This is a genomic window from Denitrificimonas caeni (assembly GCF_905120345.1).
In the GTDB taxonomy this organism is placed as follows: domain Bacteria; phylum Pseudomonadota; class Gammaproteobacteria; order Pseudomonadales; family Pseudomonadaceae; genus Denitrificimonas; species Denitrificimonas caeni_A.
On record NZ_CAJHOA010000003.1, the window covers coordinates 79542 to 95920 of the forward strand.

General features: G+C 50.2%; 16 protein-coding genes. 14 read left to right on the plus strand and 2 right to left on the minus strand.

Annotated elements, in window-relative coordinates:
* Positions 1-26: 26 nt before the first annotated feature.
* From JYJ62_RS06535 to JYJ62_RS06550, 4 genes are read left to right on the plus strand one after another with little or no spacing between them, the layout of a single operon-like run.
* Entirely contained in the window at positions 27-638 is a 612-nt protein-coding gene (locus JYJ62_RS06535) for a hypothetical protein (RefSeq protein WP_205341408.1), read from the plus strand.
* Between the two features lie 38 nt (positions 639-676).
* Positions 677-1861 carry a DUF1116 domain-containing protein gene (locus JYJ62_RS06540; protein ID WP_205341409.1) on the plus strand — a complete coding sequence of 395 codons (1185 nt, stop codon included), beginning with the start codon at positions 677-679 and terminating at the stop codon, positions 1859-1861.
* Entirely contained in the window at positions 1858-3153 is a 1296-nt protein-coding gene (locus tag JYJ62_RS06545; protein WP_205341410.1) for an amidase, read from the plus strand. The genes JYJ62_RS06540 and JYJ62_RS06545 overlap by 4 nt, the downstream gene beginning before the upstream one ends.
* Positions 3150-4037, plus strand: coding sequence for an isocitrate lyase/PEP mutase family protein (locus tag JYJ62_RS06550; protein WP_205341411.1), 888 nt, complete (start codon positions 3150-3152; stop codon positions 4035-4037). The genes JYJ62_RS06545 and JYJ62_RS06550 overlap by 4 nt, the downstream gene beginning before the upstream one ends.
* A 159-nt stretch (positions 4038-4196) precedes the next feature.
* On the opposite strand, the gene JYJ62_RS06555 is transcribed toward JYJ62_RS06550, so the two are convergent.
* Positions 4197-5273, minus strand: a complete 1077-nt coding sequence (locus JYJ62_RS06555; RefSeq protein ID WP_205341412.1) for a substrate-binding domain-containing protein — start codon at positions 5271-5273, stop codon at positions 4197-4199.
* 82 nt (positions 5274-5355) lie between these two features.
* Between JYJ62_RS06555 and JYJ62_RS06560 the strand changes: the two genes are divergently transcribed.
* The 9 genes from JYJ62_RS06560 to JYJ62_RS06600 all read left to right on the plus strand — a co-directional run bounded on the left by JYJ62_RS06560 (position 5356) and on the right by JYJ62_RS06600 (position 14612).
* The gene (locus JYJ62_RS06560) at positions 5356-5892 is read left to right on the plus strand and encodes a formate dehydrogenase subunit gamma (protein WP_420042820.1); all 537 of its coding nucleotides are present in this window, start codon (positions 5356-5358) and stop codon (positions 5890-5892) included.
* A 15-nt stretch (positions 5893-5907) separates the two neighbouring features.
* On the plus strand, positions 5908-7467 hold the full coding sequence (locus JYJ62_RS06565; RefSeq protein ID WP_205341413.1) for a formate dehydrogenase beta subunit: 1560 nt from the start codon (positions 5908-5910) through the stop codon (positions 7465-7467).
* 1 nt (position 7468) lies between these two features.
* The gene (fdhF, locus tag JYJ62_RS06570; protein WP_205341414.1) at positions 7469-10390 is read left to right on the plus strand and encodes a formate dehydrogenase subunit alpha; all 2922 of its coding nucleotides are present in this window, start codon (positions 7469-7471) and stop codon (positions 10388-10390) included.
* Positions 10371-11258: a formate dehydrogenase accessory sulfurtransferase FdhD gene (gene fdhD, locus JYJ62_RS06575; RefSeq protein ID WP_205341415.1), complete on the plus strand. Its 888-nt coding sequence runs from the start codon at positions 10371-10373 to the stop codon at positions 11256-11258. The genes fdhF and fdhD overlap by 20 nt, the downstream gene beginning before the upstream one ends.
* The gene (locus tag JYJ62_RS06580) at positions 11251-11478 is read left to right on the plus strand and encodes a formate dehydrogenase subunit delta (RefSeq protein ID WP_205341416.1); all 228 of its coding nucleotides are present in this window, start codon (positions 11251-11253) and stop codon (positions 11476-11478) included. The genes fdhD and JYJ62_RS06580 overlap by 8 nt, the downstream gene beginning before the upstream one ends.
* 345 nt (positions 11479-11823) lie before the next feature.
* Positions 11824-12252, plus strand: coding sequence for a DUF3429 domain-containing protein (locus tag JYJ62_RS06585; protein ID WP_205341417.1), 429 nt, complete (start codon positions 11824-11826; stop codon positions 12250-12252).
* 32 nt (positions 12253-12284) lie between these two features.
* Positions 12285-13568 carry a DUF2254 domain-containing protein gene (locus tag JYJ62_RS06590; RefSeq protein WP_269751397.1) on the plus strand — a complete coding sequence of 428 codons (1284 nt, stop codon included), beginning with the start codon at positions 12285-12287 and terminating at the stop codon, positions 13566-13568.
* Positions 13569-13721: 153 nt separating this feature from the next.
* Positions 13722-14018: a 4a-hydroxytetrahydrobiopterin dehydratase gene (locus tag JYJ62_RS06595; protein ID WP_205341419.1), complete on the plus strand. Its 297-nt coding sequence runs from the start codon at positions 13722-13724 to the stop codon at positions 14016-14018.
* A 51-nt stretch (positions 14019-14069) separates the two neighbouring features.
* Complete coding sequence (locus JYJ62_RS06600; protein ID WP_205341420.1) at positions 14070-14612, plus strand: DUF488 family protein; 543 nt, start codon at positions 14070-14072, stop codon at positions 14610-14612.
* A gap of 104 nt (positions 14613-14716) precedes the next feature.
* Here JYJ62_RS06600 and JYJ62_RS06605 read toward each other — a convergent pair whose 3' ends face one another.
* Positions 14717-15130, minus strand: coding sequence for a carboxymuconolactone decarboxylase family protein (locus tag JYJ62_RS06605; protein WP_205341421.1), 414 nt, complete (start codon positions 15128-15130; stop codon positions 14717-14719).
* A 495-nt stretch (positions 15131-15625) separates the two neighbouring features.
* On the opposite strand from JYJ62_RS06605, the gene JYJ62_RS06610 reads away from it, so the two are divergent.
* Entirely contained in the window at positions 15626-16369 is a 744-nt protein-coding gene (locus JYJ62_RS06610) for an FAD-dependent oxidoreductase (protein WP_205341422.1), read from the plus strand.
* Positions 16370-16379 lie beyond the last annotated feature (10 nt).

The window sequence follows — 16379 nt, forward strand, 5'->3', positions numbered from 1 at the left end:
TAATAAAAATGGTAGGAGTATCTGAAATGAAATCTATACGTACTGGTAAAGTCGATTGGACCGGTGATAACCCCTTCATTTATATGAAAACCGATCCCGAAGGAGATTGGACATCATTGTCTGTATATTTCCGTATCGCCGCATCGGATTACGGTCGTGGCGAAGCTATTATTGTTCTTGAAAACCCATATCAGCTTGAAGATGCCAACGCCATTCGCGTATGTCTGACTGATAACCTGGAATTGTCTCGTTATTTGGTTAAAGACTTCCTCTCGCACTTCGCATTATTCCGTAAAGCCGTTTCTTTGCAGAACATGGAATACATTGCAGACGCTACCTTTAAGACCGAAGCAGACTATCCGAAGCAGCATATCGAATCGGCTCATTCCACGAGCAAGAATATAACCGTTAACCTGGTCTGGGAAGGTCTTAACGAGCCATTTGCTGTGGCGTTGCCACCGGCTGAGACGCAGACGGGTAAGCATGAAATGTTCTGTGTGTTCCAAGCTGCGAGCAGTGCTCGAGTTGAGGTGAATGGAAAAGCGCTGGAAGGTCAGCCAATAGAACGTGACTTCCTTGATCGCCGTGCTCTTTCAGCTGCCTTGGCGAGCAGTGAAAGCTGGGTGCAGATGTCCTGAAACCTTTTATCTAACTAATAACTATAGGTATAACAATAATGTTAAATAATCGTGCTGATTCAGTGGCGTTTGACAAAGTTGCAGCGTGTGAGCCGCAATGGATAGGTTTGTGCCAGGTGCAAGATATACTGGGAAAAACGGGTAAAGTTTTGTTGCACGCTGGGCCTCCGTTCAGTGATGTAGAGCATATTCCAGAGCCGGTTTTAAACTCACTGTGTATCGGCGCGATTTACGAAGGCTGGGCCGCAGAGCGGTCTGACGCCTTGGATCTGATTATGAGCGGCGCGATTACGGTTGCCGCAGCACAAGATCACAATATTGTTGTACCGTTAGCCGGTGTGGTATCGCCCTCTATGCAATTGTTGGTGGTGAGCGATGCCCGTAACCCCGAGGCACGTAAGTATTCAGTGTTTAATGAGGGCATGGTGCATTGCACCCGTTTGGGTGTAATGAATCCGCAACTGCCCCGTCATTTGACCTGGCTCAATACCGAGTTTGCGGATTGGGTCGGTAAGCGTTTGCAAAAACCGATGCTCTTGTTGCCGATTATTAAGGCAGCTTTGGCGCAAGGGGATGATTGTCATGGCCGTACTATGGCCGGATCGGCATTGATTGCTACCGAGTTGCGACAGCAGTCAAAGGATGCAATCCCTGACGATATTGATGCATTTTTAAACGAGTCACTCGCCTTCGCGCTGAATGTGTGGATGGCCGCATGCAGCCTGATGATGGCTGCTGCAGAAGGTGTTGCCGGATCTTCGCTGATTACGCGTGCTGGCGGTAACGGTATTGAGTTTGGTGTTCAGGTAGCCGCGCAGCCGGGGCAGTGGATTATTACTGCCGCGCCTGCTCTACAGGGTGCTATTGAAGCTGCTCATGCTGGACGCACAGCACTCGGCGCGATTGGCGACAGTGCGGTGGTGGATTTTATGGGGCTGGGCGGCCAAGTGTTGAATACCGCCGAGCAATCCTTTGCGAATCTTAAAGCATACTTACCAGACGATGCGTTGACGCGGCCTGAAAAAGTATTATCAGGCCCTATCACGGGTTTTGGTGGGCGTGCTGGTGCGACTAATGCCCGTTCGGCTGCGGCCAATGCCAGTAGTCCTCTTATTTTGTTAGGCATGATTGAAACAACAGGAGAAGCTGGTCGAATTGGTGGCGGAGTCGTCGATATTCCTGCCGCCTTTTTTGAGCAGGTGCTGAGCGAGGCAGGATTATGACAGACAAACTCTTGAATCAACTCAGCTTGGTCGAAGCCATTAAAGCTATTGAAAGTGGTGACAGCACTGCAGAAGCGATTATTAATGCCTGCTACGATCAGATCGACGCTCGAGAGCCACAGGTTGCTGCATGGCAGTATTCGTTAACGCGTGAGCAGTATTTGCATGCGTACCATGCCAATGAAGCCTTCTTTAAAGGCAGTCGTCTGAAAGGTTTGCCGGTGGGTATCAAAGATACAATTGATACTGCTGCTATGCCGACTGAAATGGGCTCTAGGCTCCATGTAGGACGCCAACCGGTCGACGACGCCAGTTGTGTAGCGTTGCTTCAGCAGGCTGGTGGTGTTGTGCTAGGTAAAACTGTCACTACCGAATTTGCCTATTTTCAGCCGGGCGTGACGGCTAACCCGAAAAACCTTGGACACACACCGGGCGGATCATCCAGTGGTTCGGCGGCGGCGGTTGCCGATTATATGGTTCCTGCGGCTCTCGGGTCGCAAACCGCTGCTTCAGTGATTCGTCCAGCAGCCTATTGCGGTACCGTTGGTTACGTGGGCAGCTACGGAGAGTTTTCATCCCGAGGTATCCAGCCACTCTCGCAATCGTTAGATTCACTGGGGGTTTTCGCACGCTCGGTGGATGACATCGTGTTGTTGCGTTCGGTATTGCTGAGTAATACCGATGTGAATAGCGATGAGCCGATGAAGCCTAAGCGCATTCTGGTCTGTCCTGGCAGTAATGTGGGAGATACTGATGAGGATATGAATGCGGCAATGGCTGAGCTGGTTGCGCAATTACAACAGCAAGGTATCGAAACCCCAGAACTGGACAGTTGCGATCTGATCAAACGTTTAGTGGGTAACCATGAAACGGTTATGGCCTATGAGGTGTACCGTAATCTAGCAACTGAACGCCAACACCCAGAAACCTTAAGTGAGTCTTTCTGCGGTCTGTTGCATGAAGGTGCCAACATTTCACGAGCTGACTACCTTGCGGCGTTGCTTAATATTAGTAAGACTGCACGTTGGTTGTGGCATCAAGATCCAGATATCGACGCCATCCTCGCTCCCGCAGCCCCCGGAGCTGCGCCAGTAGGATTGGCCGCTACCGGTAAACCTTATATGAGCCGCCCTTGGCAAGCGATGGGTTTGCCGGTGGTTACTTTACCGGGTCTAACCAACGCAGCAGGATTGCCACTGGGTGTTCAGCTTATTGGCAAAGCCCGTGATGATGATTCGTTGTTGCAAACGGCGCGTTGGCTTCAGAGCCATGTTAAAGGACTGTCACTATGAGTATCTCTCGGGAAAAGCTCAGAGCAGTACTTGAGGGCAGTGTGTGCAGTCCTTGTGCGTCGGTATTTGATCCGTTATCCGCTCGAATGGCAGAAAATATTGGTTTTAATGTTGGCATTCTTGGAGGCTCGATCAGTTCGTTAATGCAACTGGGAGTTCCGGATATTTCCCTACTGACGCTGAGCGAACTGGTCGCTCATGCTCAACGTGTTTGTCGTGCGTCTGCATTGCCGGTGATCGTGGACGGTGATAGTGGTTACGGTAATGCTTTGAATGTCACACGATTGGTGCAGGAACTGGAGTTTGCTGGCGCCGCCGGGATCACCATTGAAGATACGGTTTTGCCCAGCCCCCATCATCCTCTAGCGTCTATGGTTTCGGTTGCGGAAGCGACCTGTAAGCTCGAAGCCGCGTTAAGTGCTCGGCAAGATAACAGTATGGTGGTGATTGCCCGTACACCAACCGACGACAGCCAGCCATTGACTGCGATTCTTGGGCGTGTGAAAAGTTATACCCAAGCCGGAGTTGATGCTATTTGTGCCTTCGGTCTGACCAACCCCGCAACGTTAGCCGCTATTCGAGAGGTAACGACTGTACCGGTTATGATCATCAGTTATGGTGATAATCAGTTAGGTGGTTACGACGCATTAGCGGCGCGTGGTGTGCGGGTGTATATGCGTGGTCATACGCCTTTCGAGAAAGCTGTCAGCGCGACCTATCAGTCCTTACTTGATACCTATAAGGAGCATTCAGCGTTAGCTGCACCCACACTCATCGATAAGCATATTATTTCTACTTTTTCTCATCGAGATCATTTTGATCAGTTGGCTCGGCATTATACGGGTCCAACAGCGGCAGACTCTTTAGTGAGCAACACTAGATAGGACTTGCATTGGCGTTCTGGATTATGAGCAAAAATGTGTTCATAAAACGTACTCCAAGCTTTTAAGGCGTATGACTTTGTTGAATAAGAACACTGTACATTTAAAGCACTCATCAGGGCATGATCAATACAAAGGTTCTGGCGTTGTTGTGCTGAACACTCAGGTGTCTTCGGCGATGAGTTGCTCAAACGTAGTGATCTCACCAGGGTTGTCAGGTGCGTAACCGGCAATGTTGCCGATGCGTTCAATAAAAGGCTGTGAGCGTATTAGCTTGAGCAGTGGTGCGAGTGTATCGGCTGGCAAGCGATCTTTGCGGAACAGTAATAAATAGTGTTCGCGAGCCAGTTCGATAAAATTGAGACCAAATTGGTCGGCAGCTGTTTGGATACCAAAACCCACATCAGCCATACCCGAGGCCACAAATGCAGCGATTGCCGTGTGGGTATACTCCTGTTGTGACGAGCGGTTGATGCTGTCTTCGCTTAGGCCTTGTTGTTTGAGCAGTAGGTTGAACAGGAGACGGGTTCCTGAGTCGCGATTACGGCCAATAAAACTCAGTCGTGAAGCACTTAAGTCTTGCAAGGTACGCACATCGTCATGACAGCCCTTGCGTAACATCAGCCCTTCACTGCGGGTGACAAAGCGGATCACCTGATGTTGGTTGTCGGCAAGAAAATGTTGATAGTGACTGAGAATCTGCTTAGCTAGGAGTGGGTCGGTGGGCACATGGAAGCTGGCCAGGTCGCACTCGCCACGGTTCAGTGCTGATAGAGCCTCTTTAGGGTTGCGGTACTGTAGATTGATTTTGATCTGTTCAGAAAATTCTGGCAGCAGAGCAACGGAATAGCCGTGACTGGCGTGTAAACGCAGCATCGGCTGAGTACCAACCATCAGCTGGCGTATCTGATCATTCAGCTCGGAGGCCATGCTCTCAAGTTCTGGTCCCAGACGTGCTTTGACTCGCTGATCTGCCCACAGTAGTTTTTCACCCAGAGTGGAAAGAGTCGAACCATGACCTTTGCGCATCTCAACGAGGGGTAGACCAAAGATATCGGCACCACGTTTAAGGAGGTTCCAAGCATGGCGGTAGGATATTCCAGCGGCTGCTGCTGCGTGGGTGAGTTTTCCGCTGTCACGAATGTTTTCTAGCAGATGCAACAATATCGGCTCGAAGAGTTCATCGGTATCGGTTCGGAAAATCCATGCAGGAGATATGGTCAGTTTCTTGTTATGCATGATAGTTCATATTCCGTGGCTGTGAATGAGGTGCTAACTTAGCGCCATTACTGTATCAGAATAAAAATAGGTAGGAATAGATATGCATATGTCAGAGAGCGTTAGCCATCAAGTGGCCGCTATGCCCGTTACCGGCGGTGGGGATTGGAACCCTGACATGATCCGGCATGAAGTGTCTGCATTGAAACACAAACCCGGTGCTCTTTTGCCCATCCTGCACGCCATTCAGGACCGGATTGGTTACATACCGGAAGGCGCGGTACCAATTATTGCGCAAGAGATGCAGCAAACCCGTGCTGATGTGCACGGTGTCATTAGCTTCTATCACCACTTCCGGACGCGTCCAGCCGGTAGCCATGTCTTGCAAGTCTGCCGTGCTGAAGCTTGTCAGGCCCGTGGTGGTCGCGCTCTGGAAAGCCATATTCGGGAGAAACTGGGTGTCGATTATCACAACACCACTGCTGATTATGAATTTACTCTTGAGCCGGTTTACTGCTTAGGAAATTGTGCTTGTGGACCGTCAATCAGTGTGGATAACACCGTTTACGGTCGTATGAGTCCACAAAAATTTGATCAGTTAGCGGACAGACTGACCACTACCGTTATCGAGCTGAAATAAGCGCAGGAGCAAACCATGACAATAACAATTTATGTGCCCTGTGATACTACTGCCCTGTCTTTGGGTGCTGATCAAGTCGCGCAACAGATCCGCGATCACGCGAGCAAACAGGGGACTGACATCAACATCATCCGTAACGGTTCTCGCGGTTTATTTTGGCTAGAACCGCTGGTGGAGGTCATGACGGCTGAGGGGCGTGTTGCCTACGGCCCGGTAGAGCCAGAGCAGATAACAGAGCTGATTGCAGCCGGCATGCTTGAGGGTAAGTCTGGGCATCCACTGTATTTAGGCGTGATTGAAGATCACCCTTATCTGAAGCGACAGCAGCGCCTGACTTTTTCGCGCATTGGTATTACTGACCCTGTTTCTCTTGAAGATTATCTCGCCCATGATGGCTTTTCCGGTCTGAAAAATGCCGCTACCTTGACCCCGCAGGGCATTGTCGATGAAGTGAAGACCTCCGGATTACGAGGTCGTGGTGGTGCAGCATTCCCTGCAGGTATCAAATGGCAGACCGTGCTGAATGAGCCGCACAATCAACAAAAGTACATTGTTTGTAACGCTGACGAGGGCGACTCGGGTACTTTTGCTGACCGCTTAGTCATGGAGTGTGATCCTTACATGTTGATTGAGGGTATGGCCATCGCCGGTCTGGCAGTGGGTGCTACTCAGGGCTATATTTACGTGCGCTCTGAGTATTTGTTATCGCAACAGATGCTCAACGAAGCCATTCGTCGTGCCGAGGCTGCCGGTTATCTTGGCGATAATATCTGCGGTAACGGCCGAGCCTTTCATCTTGAGGTGCGATTAGGCGCAGGCGCGTATATCTGTGGTGAAGAAACCTCTTTATTGGAAAGCCTAGAAGGTAAGCGTGGATTGGTGCGCTCGAAACCGCCATTACCCGCGATCAAAGGTTTGTTTGGCCAGCCGACGGTCGTCAACAATGTCCTGTCGCTGGCGGCGGTACCCTTCATCATGGCTAACGGCGGTAAAGCCTATGCTGATTATGGCATGGGCCGCTCCCTTGGTACGTTGGCTATTCAGTTGGCCGGTAATATCAAACAAGGCGGGCTGATTGAGTTGGCTTTTGGCGTTACTCTGCAAGAAGTTTTGCAAGATTTTGGTCAGGGTACGTTCACTGAGCGACCCATGCGAGCCGTGCAGGTTGGTGGTCCGTTAATGGCTTATATGCCTGAAGAACAGTGGGACACGCCGATGGATTACGAAGCGTTCGCCAAACTGGGCGCTGGTATCGGTCACGGTGGTGTCGTGGTGTTTGATGACACTGTGGATATGGGTGAGCAAGCCCGTTTTGCGATGGAGTTCTGCAGCGTTGAATCCTGCGGAAAATGCACCCCTTGCCGTATCGGCTCGGTGAGAGGGGTGGAAGTGATTGATCGCATCCGCGCCGGTGAAAATCGTGATGATAATCTGGAGCTTCTGGCTGAGCTGTGCGAAACGATGGTGGACGGCTCGCTTTGTGCTATGGGGGGGATGACGCCTTTCCCAGTGCAGAGTGTGATGAAGTACTTTCCCGAAGACCTGATGGCCAGCCCGCGCCCAGTGGAGGCATGATATGTTGCATTATTATAATCCGAACACCCAAGATTACCAGCCAGGCACAAGCGCTCTGAACCCTGATTTTGACTATGGTACTGCGGCCAGTGTCTCGCAAACTCTGGTCTCGATTGCCGTTGATGGCCGTGCGATTACCGTTCCAGAAGGCACCTCAGTATTACGTGCCGCGGCACTGGCGGGCATCAATATTCCCAAGCTCTGTGCTTCTGATAATCTCGAAGCTTTCGGTTCCTGTCGTCTCTGTGCGGTTGAGATTGAAGGCCGTCGTGGCTATCCAGCCTCCTGCACCACACCCGTGGCGGAAGGCATGGCAGTCACCACACAAACTGGAAAATTAGCAAAACTGCGCCGCAATATTATGGAGTTGTACATCTCTGACCACCCACTAGACTGTTTGACTTGCCCAGCCAATGGCAACTGCGAATTGCAAGACGTGGCCGGGGTGGTGGGTCTGCGCGAAGTGCGCTATGGCTTTGAGGGTGAAAATCATCTGCATGCTGAAACTGACAGTTCCAATCCCTATTTTAGTTTTGATCCCAGTAAGTGCATTGTATGCTCCCGCTGTGTGCGAGCTTGTGAGGAAGTACAGGGCACTTTTGCTTTGACCATCGAAGGCCGAGGCTTTGCTTCAGTCGTGTCGGCGGGGCAGAGTGAAGACTTTATGGACTCCGAGTGTGTCTCGTGTGGTGCCTGCGTACAGGCTTGCCCGACCTCATCATTGATGGAGAAAAGCGTCATCGATGCCGGTCAGCCCGAGCATAGCGTCGTCACCACCTGTGCTTATTGTGGTGTTGGTTGCTCGTTCAAGGCTGAGATGAAAGGTGATCAGGTGGTGCGTATGGTGCCGTACAAAGGCGGCGACGCTAACCATGGACACTCCTGTGTTAAAGGCCGCTTCGCCTTCGGTTACGCCACTCACAAAGATCGCATCAAAGAACCGATGATCCGCGACTCGATTAATGACCCGTGGCAAGTCGTGTCTTGGGATGAAGCGTTAACGTTTGCGGCGAACAAGCTCAAAAGCATTCAGGCCCAGTACGGCCGTGAAAGTATTGGGGGTATTACGTCTTCGCGCTGTACTAACGAAGAAACCTATCTGGTCCAGAAGTTAGTACGGGCAGCATTCGGCAACAACAATACCGATACCTGCGCGCGGGTTTGTCACTCACCTACCGGTTATGGTTTGAAAACTACGCTGGGTGAATCTGCGGGTACGCAAACATTCGATTCAGTCATGAAAGCTGACACCATTGTGGTGATCGGTGCCAACCCCACCGATGCACACCCCGTATTCGGGTCACTGATGCGCAAGCGTTTGCGTCAGGGTGCCAAGTTGATCGTGATTGATCCGCGTCGTATCGATGTCCTTAATACGCCGCATGGTGGTGAAGGTCTGCATCTGGCCCTGCGTCCAGGTACCAACGTAGCCATTGTCAACGCGCTGGCCTATGTGATTGTCAGCGAAGGGCTGGAAGATCAGGATTTTATCACCAGCCGTTGTGATAATGAGGCGTACAACACATGGCGTACGTTTATCGCTGAAGAGCGAAATTCACCAGAAGCGACAGAAGGGGTGACGGGTGTACCGGCAGAAAAAGTACGCGAAGCAGCGCGGATTTATGCCCAAGCAGGTAACGGCGCGATCTATTACGGCCTTGGCGTGACCGAGCACAGCCAAGGTTCGACCATGGTGATGGGTATTGCTAATCTGGCGTTAGCCACCGGTAACATTGGTCGCGAGGGCGGTGGTGTTAACCCACTACGTGGGCAGAATAACGTGCAAGGTTCCTGTGATATGGGCTCCTTCCCGCATGAGCTGCCGGGTTATCAGCATGTCAATGATTCAGAGGCACGTCATCGCTTTGAAGCAGTCTGGGGCGTGACTATTGACGACGAGCCAGGTCTGCGTATTCCGAATATGTTTGATGCAGCCATTGCTGGTACCTTCAGAGCACTGTATGTACAAGGTGAAGATATTGCTCAATCAGACCCTAATACGCATCACGTCGAAGCGGCGCTGAAATCTCTCGACTGCCTGATTGTGCAAGATATTTTTCTCAACGAGACAGCCAAGTTCGCTCACGTGCTGCTGCCCGGTTCGACCTTCTTGGAGAAAAACGGTACCTTTACTAACGCCGAACGTCGCATTAACCGCGTGCGTAAAGTGATGCAGCCGATCGCTGGTATGGAGGACTGGGAAGTCACTATGGCGTTGTCCAATGCCCTCGGTTACCCCATGCATTACAATCATCCATCGGAAATTATGGATGAAATTGCTGTGCTGACGCCGACATTCACTGGTGTCAGTTACGATAAGCTGGAGCAATTGGGCAGTATTCAATGGCCTTGTAATGACGAGAATCCAGACGGTACACCCACCATGCACACGATTGATTTCCCTATCGGTAAAGGTCGGTTTGCAGTGACTGAGTACTTGGCCACTGAGGAACGCGCCACGCGCAGGTTCCCATTGCTGCTGACGACTGGACGTATTCTGTCCCAGTATAACGTCGGCGCACAGACTCGGCGCACCAGTAATAGCGATTGGCACGAAGAAGATCTGTTGGAACTGCACCCTAGCGATGCTGAGTTGCGCGGAGTAAAAGACGGTGATTGGCTGGGTATCAGCAGTCGCGTTGGTCATACTGTATTGCGTGCCAAAATCAGCGAACGCATGTTACCCGGGGTGGTTTACACCACCTTCCATCATCCGGGTAGTGGTGCCAACGTGATCACCACCGACAACTCAGACTGGGCCACGAACTGCCCTGAGTACAAGGTGACTGCCGTGCAGGTGGAAGTTGTTAGCCAACCGTCGGAATGGCAACGCGATTTTAAGAGCTTCGACAAGCGCCAGCAAGCGTTGTTGGCACCGGCCATGCAGAATAGGGATAACGCCCATGCAGCATCTCTTAAATAACGTGGAACTGGCGACCATGGCCACTGCACCCACGGGCGACAGTTTACCGTCGCCCGTGTGTGAGCTACCGGTGGATGTGCGTGGTGGCATTCAGGACGCACCTTCTCATGACCGCGATAGCATCGCCGAAGAGATCCCCGTGGCTATGGTTTACAACGGCGTATCCCACGCGGTGATGATGGCGTCGCCTTGCGATCTGGAAGACTTCGCTATGGGCTTCAGTCTGACTGAAGGTATTCTGCAGCGCCCAGAGCAGCTGTTCAGTATTGACGTGCAGCCGCAGGATCATGGTATCGCCATCAATATGCATATCGCTGGTGATTGTTTCGTGCGTTTGAAAGAACAGCGACGCAATATGACCGGCCGCACCGGTTGTGGGCTTTGTGGCACCGAGTCTCTTGCTCACGTGGTACGAGCCATACCTCAGGTCGCGCCGCAGCCGCTACCGTCTGATGAGGTGATTCAGCGTGCTTTGCGTCATTTGAAAAAACATCAACCCTTGCAAATACAGACTGGTGCCACCCACGGTGCGGCGTGGTGCACTAACGATGGTGAGATTGTATTGGCGCGTGAAGATGTGGGTCGCCATAACGCCTTAGACAAGCTGATCGGTGCGCGCATTGCTGCACAGGCTGATCAGCCCTTTGCGCAGGGCTTTGCGCTGATTTCCAGTCGGGCCAGTTTTGAGATGGTGCAGAAAAGCGCCAGTGTCGGTATTGGCACCTTAGTCGCGGTGTCTGCGCCTACCGCATTGGCTATCCGTGAGGCCTGTCATAGTGGTATGAATCTGATCGGCTTTGCCCGGCTCGGGCGCCACGTTATCTACACCCAGAGTGGTGAGTGTTCTGAGGAGAACGATTGTGAGTGATCAGCAACTAAACAACTTAATTAAAATGCTCGAGCAGATCATTGCCAATAACCTGCACCAGGGTGACAGCGAACACGTTGCGGCGGTTGCTGCTGACCACCTGCACAAGTTTTGGGCGCGCAGCATGAAGCAAATAATTGTTACCTATGCCAATGAAAACCCCACAGGACTGTCCGCCATCGCTAAACGGGCAATCGCGCAACTGGATGTTAAAGTGTAAAACTATCCAGTCTGTATGTTGGGCATCATAACCGAGTGCCAGTGCGTTATGATGCCCAAAAGTCATAGAGGATCGATGCGATGATTTCTTGTGGTCAGCATGACCCGCTAGAAATAGTGTGCATGTTTCGATTTTCTACTCAACGAACGATGAGGTCGGCTGTGGTTATTGAGCCTGTGAGCCGAGCCTGTAAATAACTCTATGTAACTCGCCATTTGTGCCTGCTTCCACTCACGACGTCAATGCGTCATAAAATAAAACAATCTCATTCATTTGCTTGATTGCTTGGGCACGCTGCAATCAAGTACGCTGCGATAACTGAAGAGCTTCGCTGAGTGTGACCTTATGAGCCATTCAAACTTGATTAAATTGTTGACCTACTTGGGCACCTCTCCATTCTTTTTAGCCATTTACATCAGCATATCCAATCAGCTCTTTTTAGGCGTTGATGGTACTCAATGGTTCTTAACCTATGGATTGGTTATCTTAAGTTTTATGGCCGGCACCTTGTGGGGCCAAGTGATGAGGGATAGCCTCAAGGTTAAACGCATTGCGTTGGCTACCAATGCTATAACACTGGCTGCTTGGTTTGCCTTTCTATTAGCTGCTCCGTCTATCGCATTACTGATCGTCGCGTTGGGGTTTATCGCGCTTTATGTGCTGGAGTTATTTGTGCTGAGTCATATCAGTCGGCCTGATTATTATATTGGCTTGCGATTAAGAGTGACTGCGTTAGTGTTGGTTGCGCATGGGGTGATGTTCTTGCAGGTTTAAGGCGGTTACCATTGATAATCGAGGAAGGAAAAATGGGTGATCGATTAAGGTTTTTTATAAACCGTATACGCGAACGGTTATGGATTAAACCGCTTGTGATGTCTGTGTTGTCAGCCGTTATCGTATTCCTTGTAAAGGTATTGGATATTGAAGAAATCGGTCAATTTGTTCCGAGAGTGACTCAAGACTCCATAGAAACATTGCTGACGATTCTCTCCGGCAGTATGTTGATGATCGCCACTTTTGCCGTCGGTTCGATGGTTGCTGCCTATTCTTCTGCGAGTAATAACGCGACACCACGTGCGTTTTCTTTGATTATCTCCGACGACGTTTCCCAGAATGCTCTGTCCACCTTTATTGGTGCTTTTATCTACAGCGTTGTCGCACTTATTGCGATGAAGAATGGTTACTACGGTACAGCTGGACGTTTCGTACTCTTTGTTTTGACGGTGCTTATTCTCATCATTGTGATTGTGACCTTTGTCAGGTGGGTTGATCGTATTGCTCGGCTTGGGCGGCTCAAGGGAACAATTAATAAGGTTGAGGCGGCAACCGCTTCCGCATTTAAGCGCAGGCGTCACGCACCCACTCTGGGCGGTGTGCCTGCTTGGCGACAACCTACGCATGGCAGTCAGGTTATTTATGGGACGACCATTGGCTCTGTGCAACAGGTCAATGTTACGGCCTTACAGGCCTGTGCCGAAAAACTACAAGTACGCATCACTTTGACAGCTTTGCCGGGTACATTTTCCGCTCCGGGACGGGCGTTAGCTTTTATTACTCGAGATTCTAGCGGCGCGGCGGATCTCGATATCAGTCAGATCGCCAAAGCTTTTCTTATCGGTGATGATAGAAAATTTGAGGAAGACCCTCGTTTTGGTCTGGTTGTTCTTTCTGAAATCGCCGGACGAGCTTTGTCACCCGCGGTGAATGATCCAGGCACCGCAATTTACATTATTGGCGTTTTTGTGCGACTTTTTGCGTTGTGGTGCGAGCCGATTGAAGAAGGTGACCGACAAGAGGGTGACAATGATCGCGTCGAGGTACCGGAGATATCTGTACAGGACATGTTTGATGATGCCTTCACCGCCATCGCTCGTGACGGAGCCAGTACCGTAGAAGTAGCGGGTCGCCTGCAAAAGGCATTTGAATCACTGGCATTTGTTGGCGATTCTGCGATGCGTGATGCCGCACTGCGTCATGCCCGTATGGCATTGGCCAGAGCAGAAAAAGCCTTGCAACTTCCCGAAGACCTGCAGATCGTAAGAGAACTGGCTGGTTTTGCTAATGAAGTTCAGCTGCATGAGCGACTGTAATGGCTGCTCTCACACTGGCGTAAGTCCGCAGAGCTTGGCGATCTAGGCTCGCTTGTTTATTGAGAGAGGCGGCTGAGCTGTTGCACTGTAGGGGTATGGACGGTGCTGAGTGGATGGTCTATAGGTTGATTGGATGGTTTTTAGGAGATTGCTATGATCGAAAAATACAGTCAAAGCGCGATAAGTACGGCGCTTAAAGAGCTCAATAAAGAGACTGATAATTCGTGGAGTATTAAGGACGAAAAGTTATTCAAAGCGTTCAAGTTCTCTGATTTTGTCTCAGCATTTGCTTTTATGACACAAGTAGCGTTGCTGGCGGAGAAGGCCAATCATCATCCGGAGTGGAGCAATATCTATAACAAGGTATTTATAAGTTTAACCACCCATGATGTTGGTGGATTATCAAAGAGAGATTTTGAGTTAGCAGATGAAATATCAAAATTAATTTAACCATAGACTCAACTGCGCTGACAGAGTCTGCGTTTACTGAGGAGCGAAATAATGCTTCCTTTTTATACCGTAGGTCATTCGACACGCACGATCGAAGCGTTCGTCGAACTGCTGCAGGCCGCCGATGTGACACTTGTCATCGACATCCGCACAATTCCAAAATCTCGTACCAATCCACAATATAACCAAGACAGGTTACCTGAGCGCTTGGCCGCGTTCAAAATCGATTATGAATATATAGCAGAGTTAGGCGGTCTGCGTAGCAAGAGCAAAGCGGTTCAGGCAGATTTAAACGGTTTTTGGAATAATCAGAGCTTTCATAATTATGCTGATTACACGCTGACGGAGCCGTTTCGTAACGGTCTCGCACAGGTGATTCGGTTGGGGCGGCAGCAGCGCTGCGCGATGATGTGTTCCGAGGCGGTGTGGTGGCGTTGCCATCGACGAATCGTTGCCGATCATCTGCTTGCGCGTGGCGAGAGCGTCTTTCATCTGGTGGGTAAAGACAAAATTGATCCGGCAAAACTAACTGAAGGTGCACGAGTCGAGGATGATGGTGCGGTGATTTATCCGGCTGATACAACAGAAAAGTAAGCGATTGAAGACCGCTCATGACTCGTCATTATCTGCTTAACTCAATGCGCGCCTAACACACAGAACGCCAACGGCAGAGCACCGTTGTCGCCTGTCTGTTTTTTCTATTTAAAGGCTGATGTATCAACTGTTATGCCTTGCTCTTTGAAAATCTCTTTGGCAACGCTTAACGCATTCAACACGCTGGGGAATCCGGTATAGGGGATCAGGTGCATTATGCAACCGACGATCTCCTCCGGTGTTAAGCCGACTGTCAGCCCTGTCTTAATATGCATCCCAACTTGAGGTCGGCCTTGAGCAACCAGTGCTGTAATAGTAGTCAGCACTTTTTGTTTGTTGTCCAAGCCTGGGCGTGAATAAATTTCGCCAAAAGCAAACTCAACAACATATTTGCTTAAATCAGGTGCAATGTCTTTAAATGCTTCACCGATATCCATTGCGCCGGTTGGATTATCATCAGGTGAGGCGGTCAACTCTTGAATTTTGTTGATGCCTTTTTGGTACAGATCGTCTGCCACTTTAAAGTTTCCCCTGGTTTTTTGATTGTGATGCTGAAGAGCGTGGTTAAGGCTCGATCAGTCAATGCTGATCAGCAGACTACCTAAAAAATATGCGCTTTTATAGGGTCGAGGATTTAAGCATGCCATGCTGACCCATCGGATAGTTAAGTTGAAAGATGTTGGCTGACGCACAGCCCGCTTATTCGTGGTTTTTTCTTGAGCCATGTCACTGAAGGTTACTGGGTTGATATTAATCAAGTGAGCGGCGTGCTGAGTACAGAATAAATCTATCTTCTCTTGAGTTTTCTCTGGGTTTGCAGTACTTCTATTCTTAGCAGTACAGTAAAAAAACCTCGGGAAGACAGCTGTCTCAGTAGAAAGGGTTGATACACCCTCAGCTGGCTGCATTTCCCTCAGGTCAGTTGCACTATTAATGGCTCGCAAGGCGTTCAGACCGGTTTTACCGGTTGGCTTGGTTCAATGTTCGGTCGCTTTGTAGGCTATAACTACAACATGAGCAAAGAGGATTTGACCATGCCAGTCTATACCGTAAAATTAGTAAGCAGAGAAGAAATCGCTGATGGAACCATGGCGTTCTATTTTGAAAAGCCGCAAGGGTTTAGCCATAAAGCAGGCCAATATGCTGATCTCACTCTGATCAATCCTAGCGAAACCGATTCTGAAGGTAACATTCGTACCTTTACCCTGGCGAATGCGCCTTATGAAGATGCGCTAATGTTTGCTACGCGGATGCGAGATAGCGCATTCAAGCGCGTATTAAAAACCATGCCGCTTGGCACTGAAATCACCTTAGATGCTCCGCACGGTTCGTTTACTCTGCACAATAAAGACAGTGTTCCCGCTGTGTTTCTTACTGGTGGCATCGGACTGACGCCGGCTAGAAGTATTATTCTGCAAGCCGCACGGGACAAACTTGCGCATAAGATCTTTCTCTTCGACTCCAATAAAAGACCGGAAGATGCCGTGTTTTTAGATGAGTTGTTGGACGCCCAAAAGACCAATCCCAACTACACCTTTGTGGGCACGATGACGCAGATGGATAAATCAAATTGCGCTTGGGAGGGAGAGACGGGATTTATCAACGAAGACATGCTGTTGAAATACATTGATGATCTGACGGTTCCCATTTACTACCTTGCCGGCCCGCGAGCAATGGTGCATGCGATGCTGGAAATGCTGATGAAAGCCGGTGTCGACGACGACAATATCCGCACTGAGGAGTTTTCCGGCTATTGAGGTTAAGTTA

Bases quoted from the DNA above. Each gene is read 5' to 3' on its own strand.
- JYJ62_RS06545 (WP_205341410.1), top strand. From the start codon at position 1,858: ATGACAGACAAACTCTTGAATCAACTCAGCTTGGTCGAAGCCATTAAA.
- JYJ62_RS06600 (WP_205341420.1), top strand. From the start codon at position 14,070: ATGCTTCCTTTTTATACCGTAGGTCATTCGACACGCACGATCGAAGCG.
- JYJ62_RS06610 (WP_205341422.1), top strand. From the start codon at position 15,626: ATGAGCAAAGAGGATTTGACCATGCCAGTCTATACCGTAAAATTAGTA.
- JYJ62_RS06535 (WP_205341408.1), top strand. From the start codon at position 27: ATGAAATCTATACGTACTGGTAAAGTCGATTGGACCGGTGATAACCCC.
- JYJ62_RS06555 (WP_205341412.1), bottom strand. From the start codon at position 5,273: ATGCATAACAAGAAACTGACCATATCTCCTGCATGGATTTTCCGAACC.
- fdhF (WP_205341414.1), top strand. From the start codon at position 7,469: ATGTTGCATTATTATAATCCGAACACCCAAGATTACCAGCCAGGCACA.
- JYJ62_RS06550 (WP_205341411.1), top strand. From the start codon at position 3,150: ATGAGTATCTCTCGGGAAAAGCTCAGAGCAGTACTTGAGGGCAGTGTG.
- JYJ62_RS06565 (WP_205341413.1), top strand. From the start codon at position 5,908: ATGACAATAACAATTTATGTGCCCTGTGATACTACTGCCCTGTCTTTG.
- JYJ62_RS06560 (WP_420042820.1), top strand. From the start codon at position 5,356: ATGCATATGTCAGAGAGCGTTAGCCATCAAGTGGCCGCTATGCCCGTT.
- JYJ62_RS06585 (WP_205341417.1), top strand. From the start codon at position 11,824: ATGAGCCATTCAAACTTGATTAAATTGTTGACCTACTTGGGCACCTCT.
- fdhD (WP_205341415.1), top strand. From the start codon at position 10,371: ATGCAGCATCTCTTAAATAACGTGGAACTGGCGACCATGGCCACTGCA.
- JYJ62_RS06590 (WP_269751397.1), top strand. From the start codon at position 12,285: ATGGGTGATCGATTAAGGTTTTTTATAAACCGTATACGCGAACGGTTA.
- JYJ62_RS06595 (WP_205341419.1), top strand. From the start codon at position 13,722: ATGATCGAAAAATACAGTCAAAGCGCGATAAGTACGGCGCTTAAAGAG.
- JYJ62_RS06540 (WP_205341409.1), top strand. From the start codon at position 677: ATGTTAAATAATCGTGCTGATTCAGTGGCGTTTGACAAAGTTGCAGCG.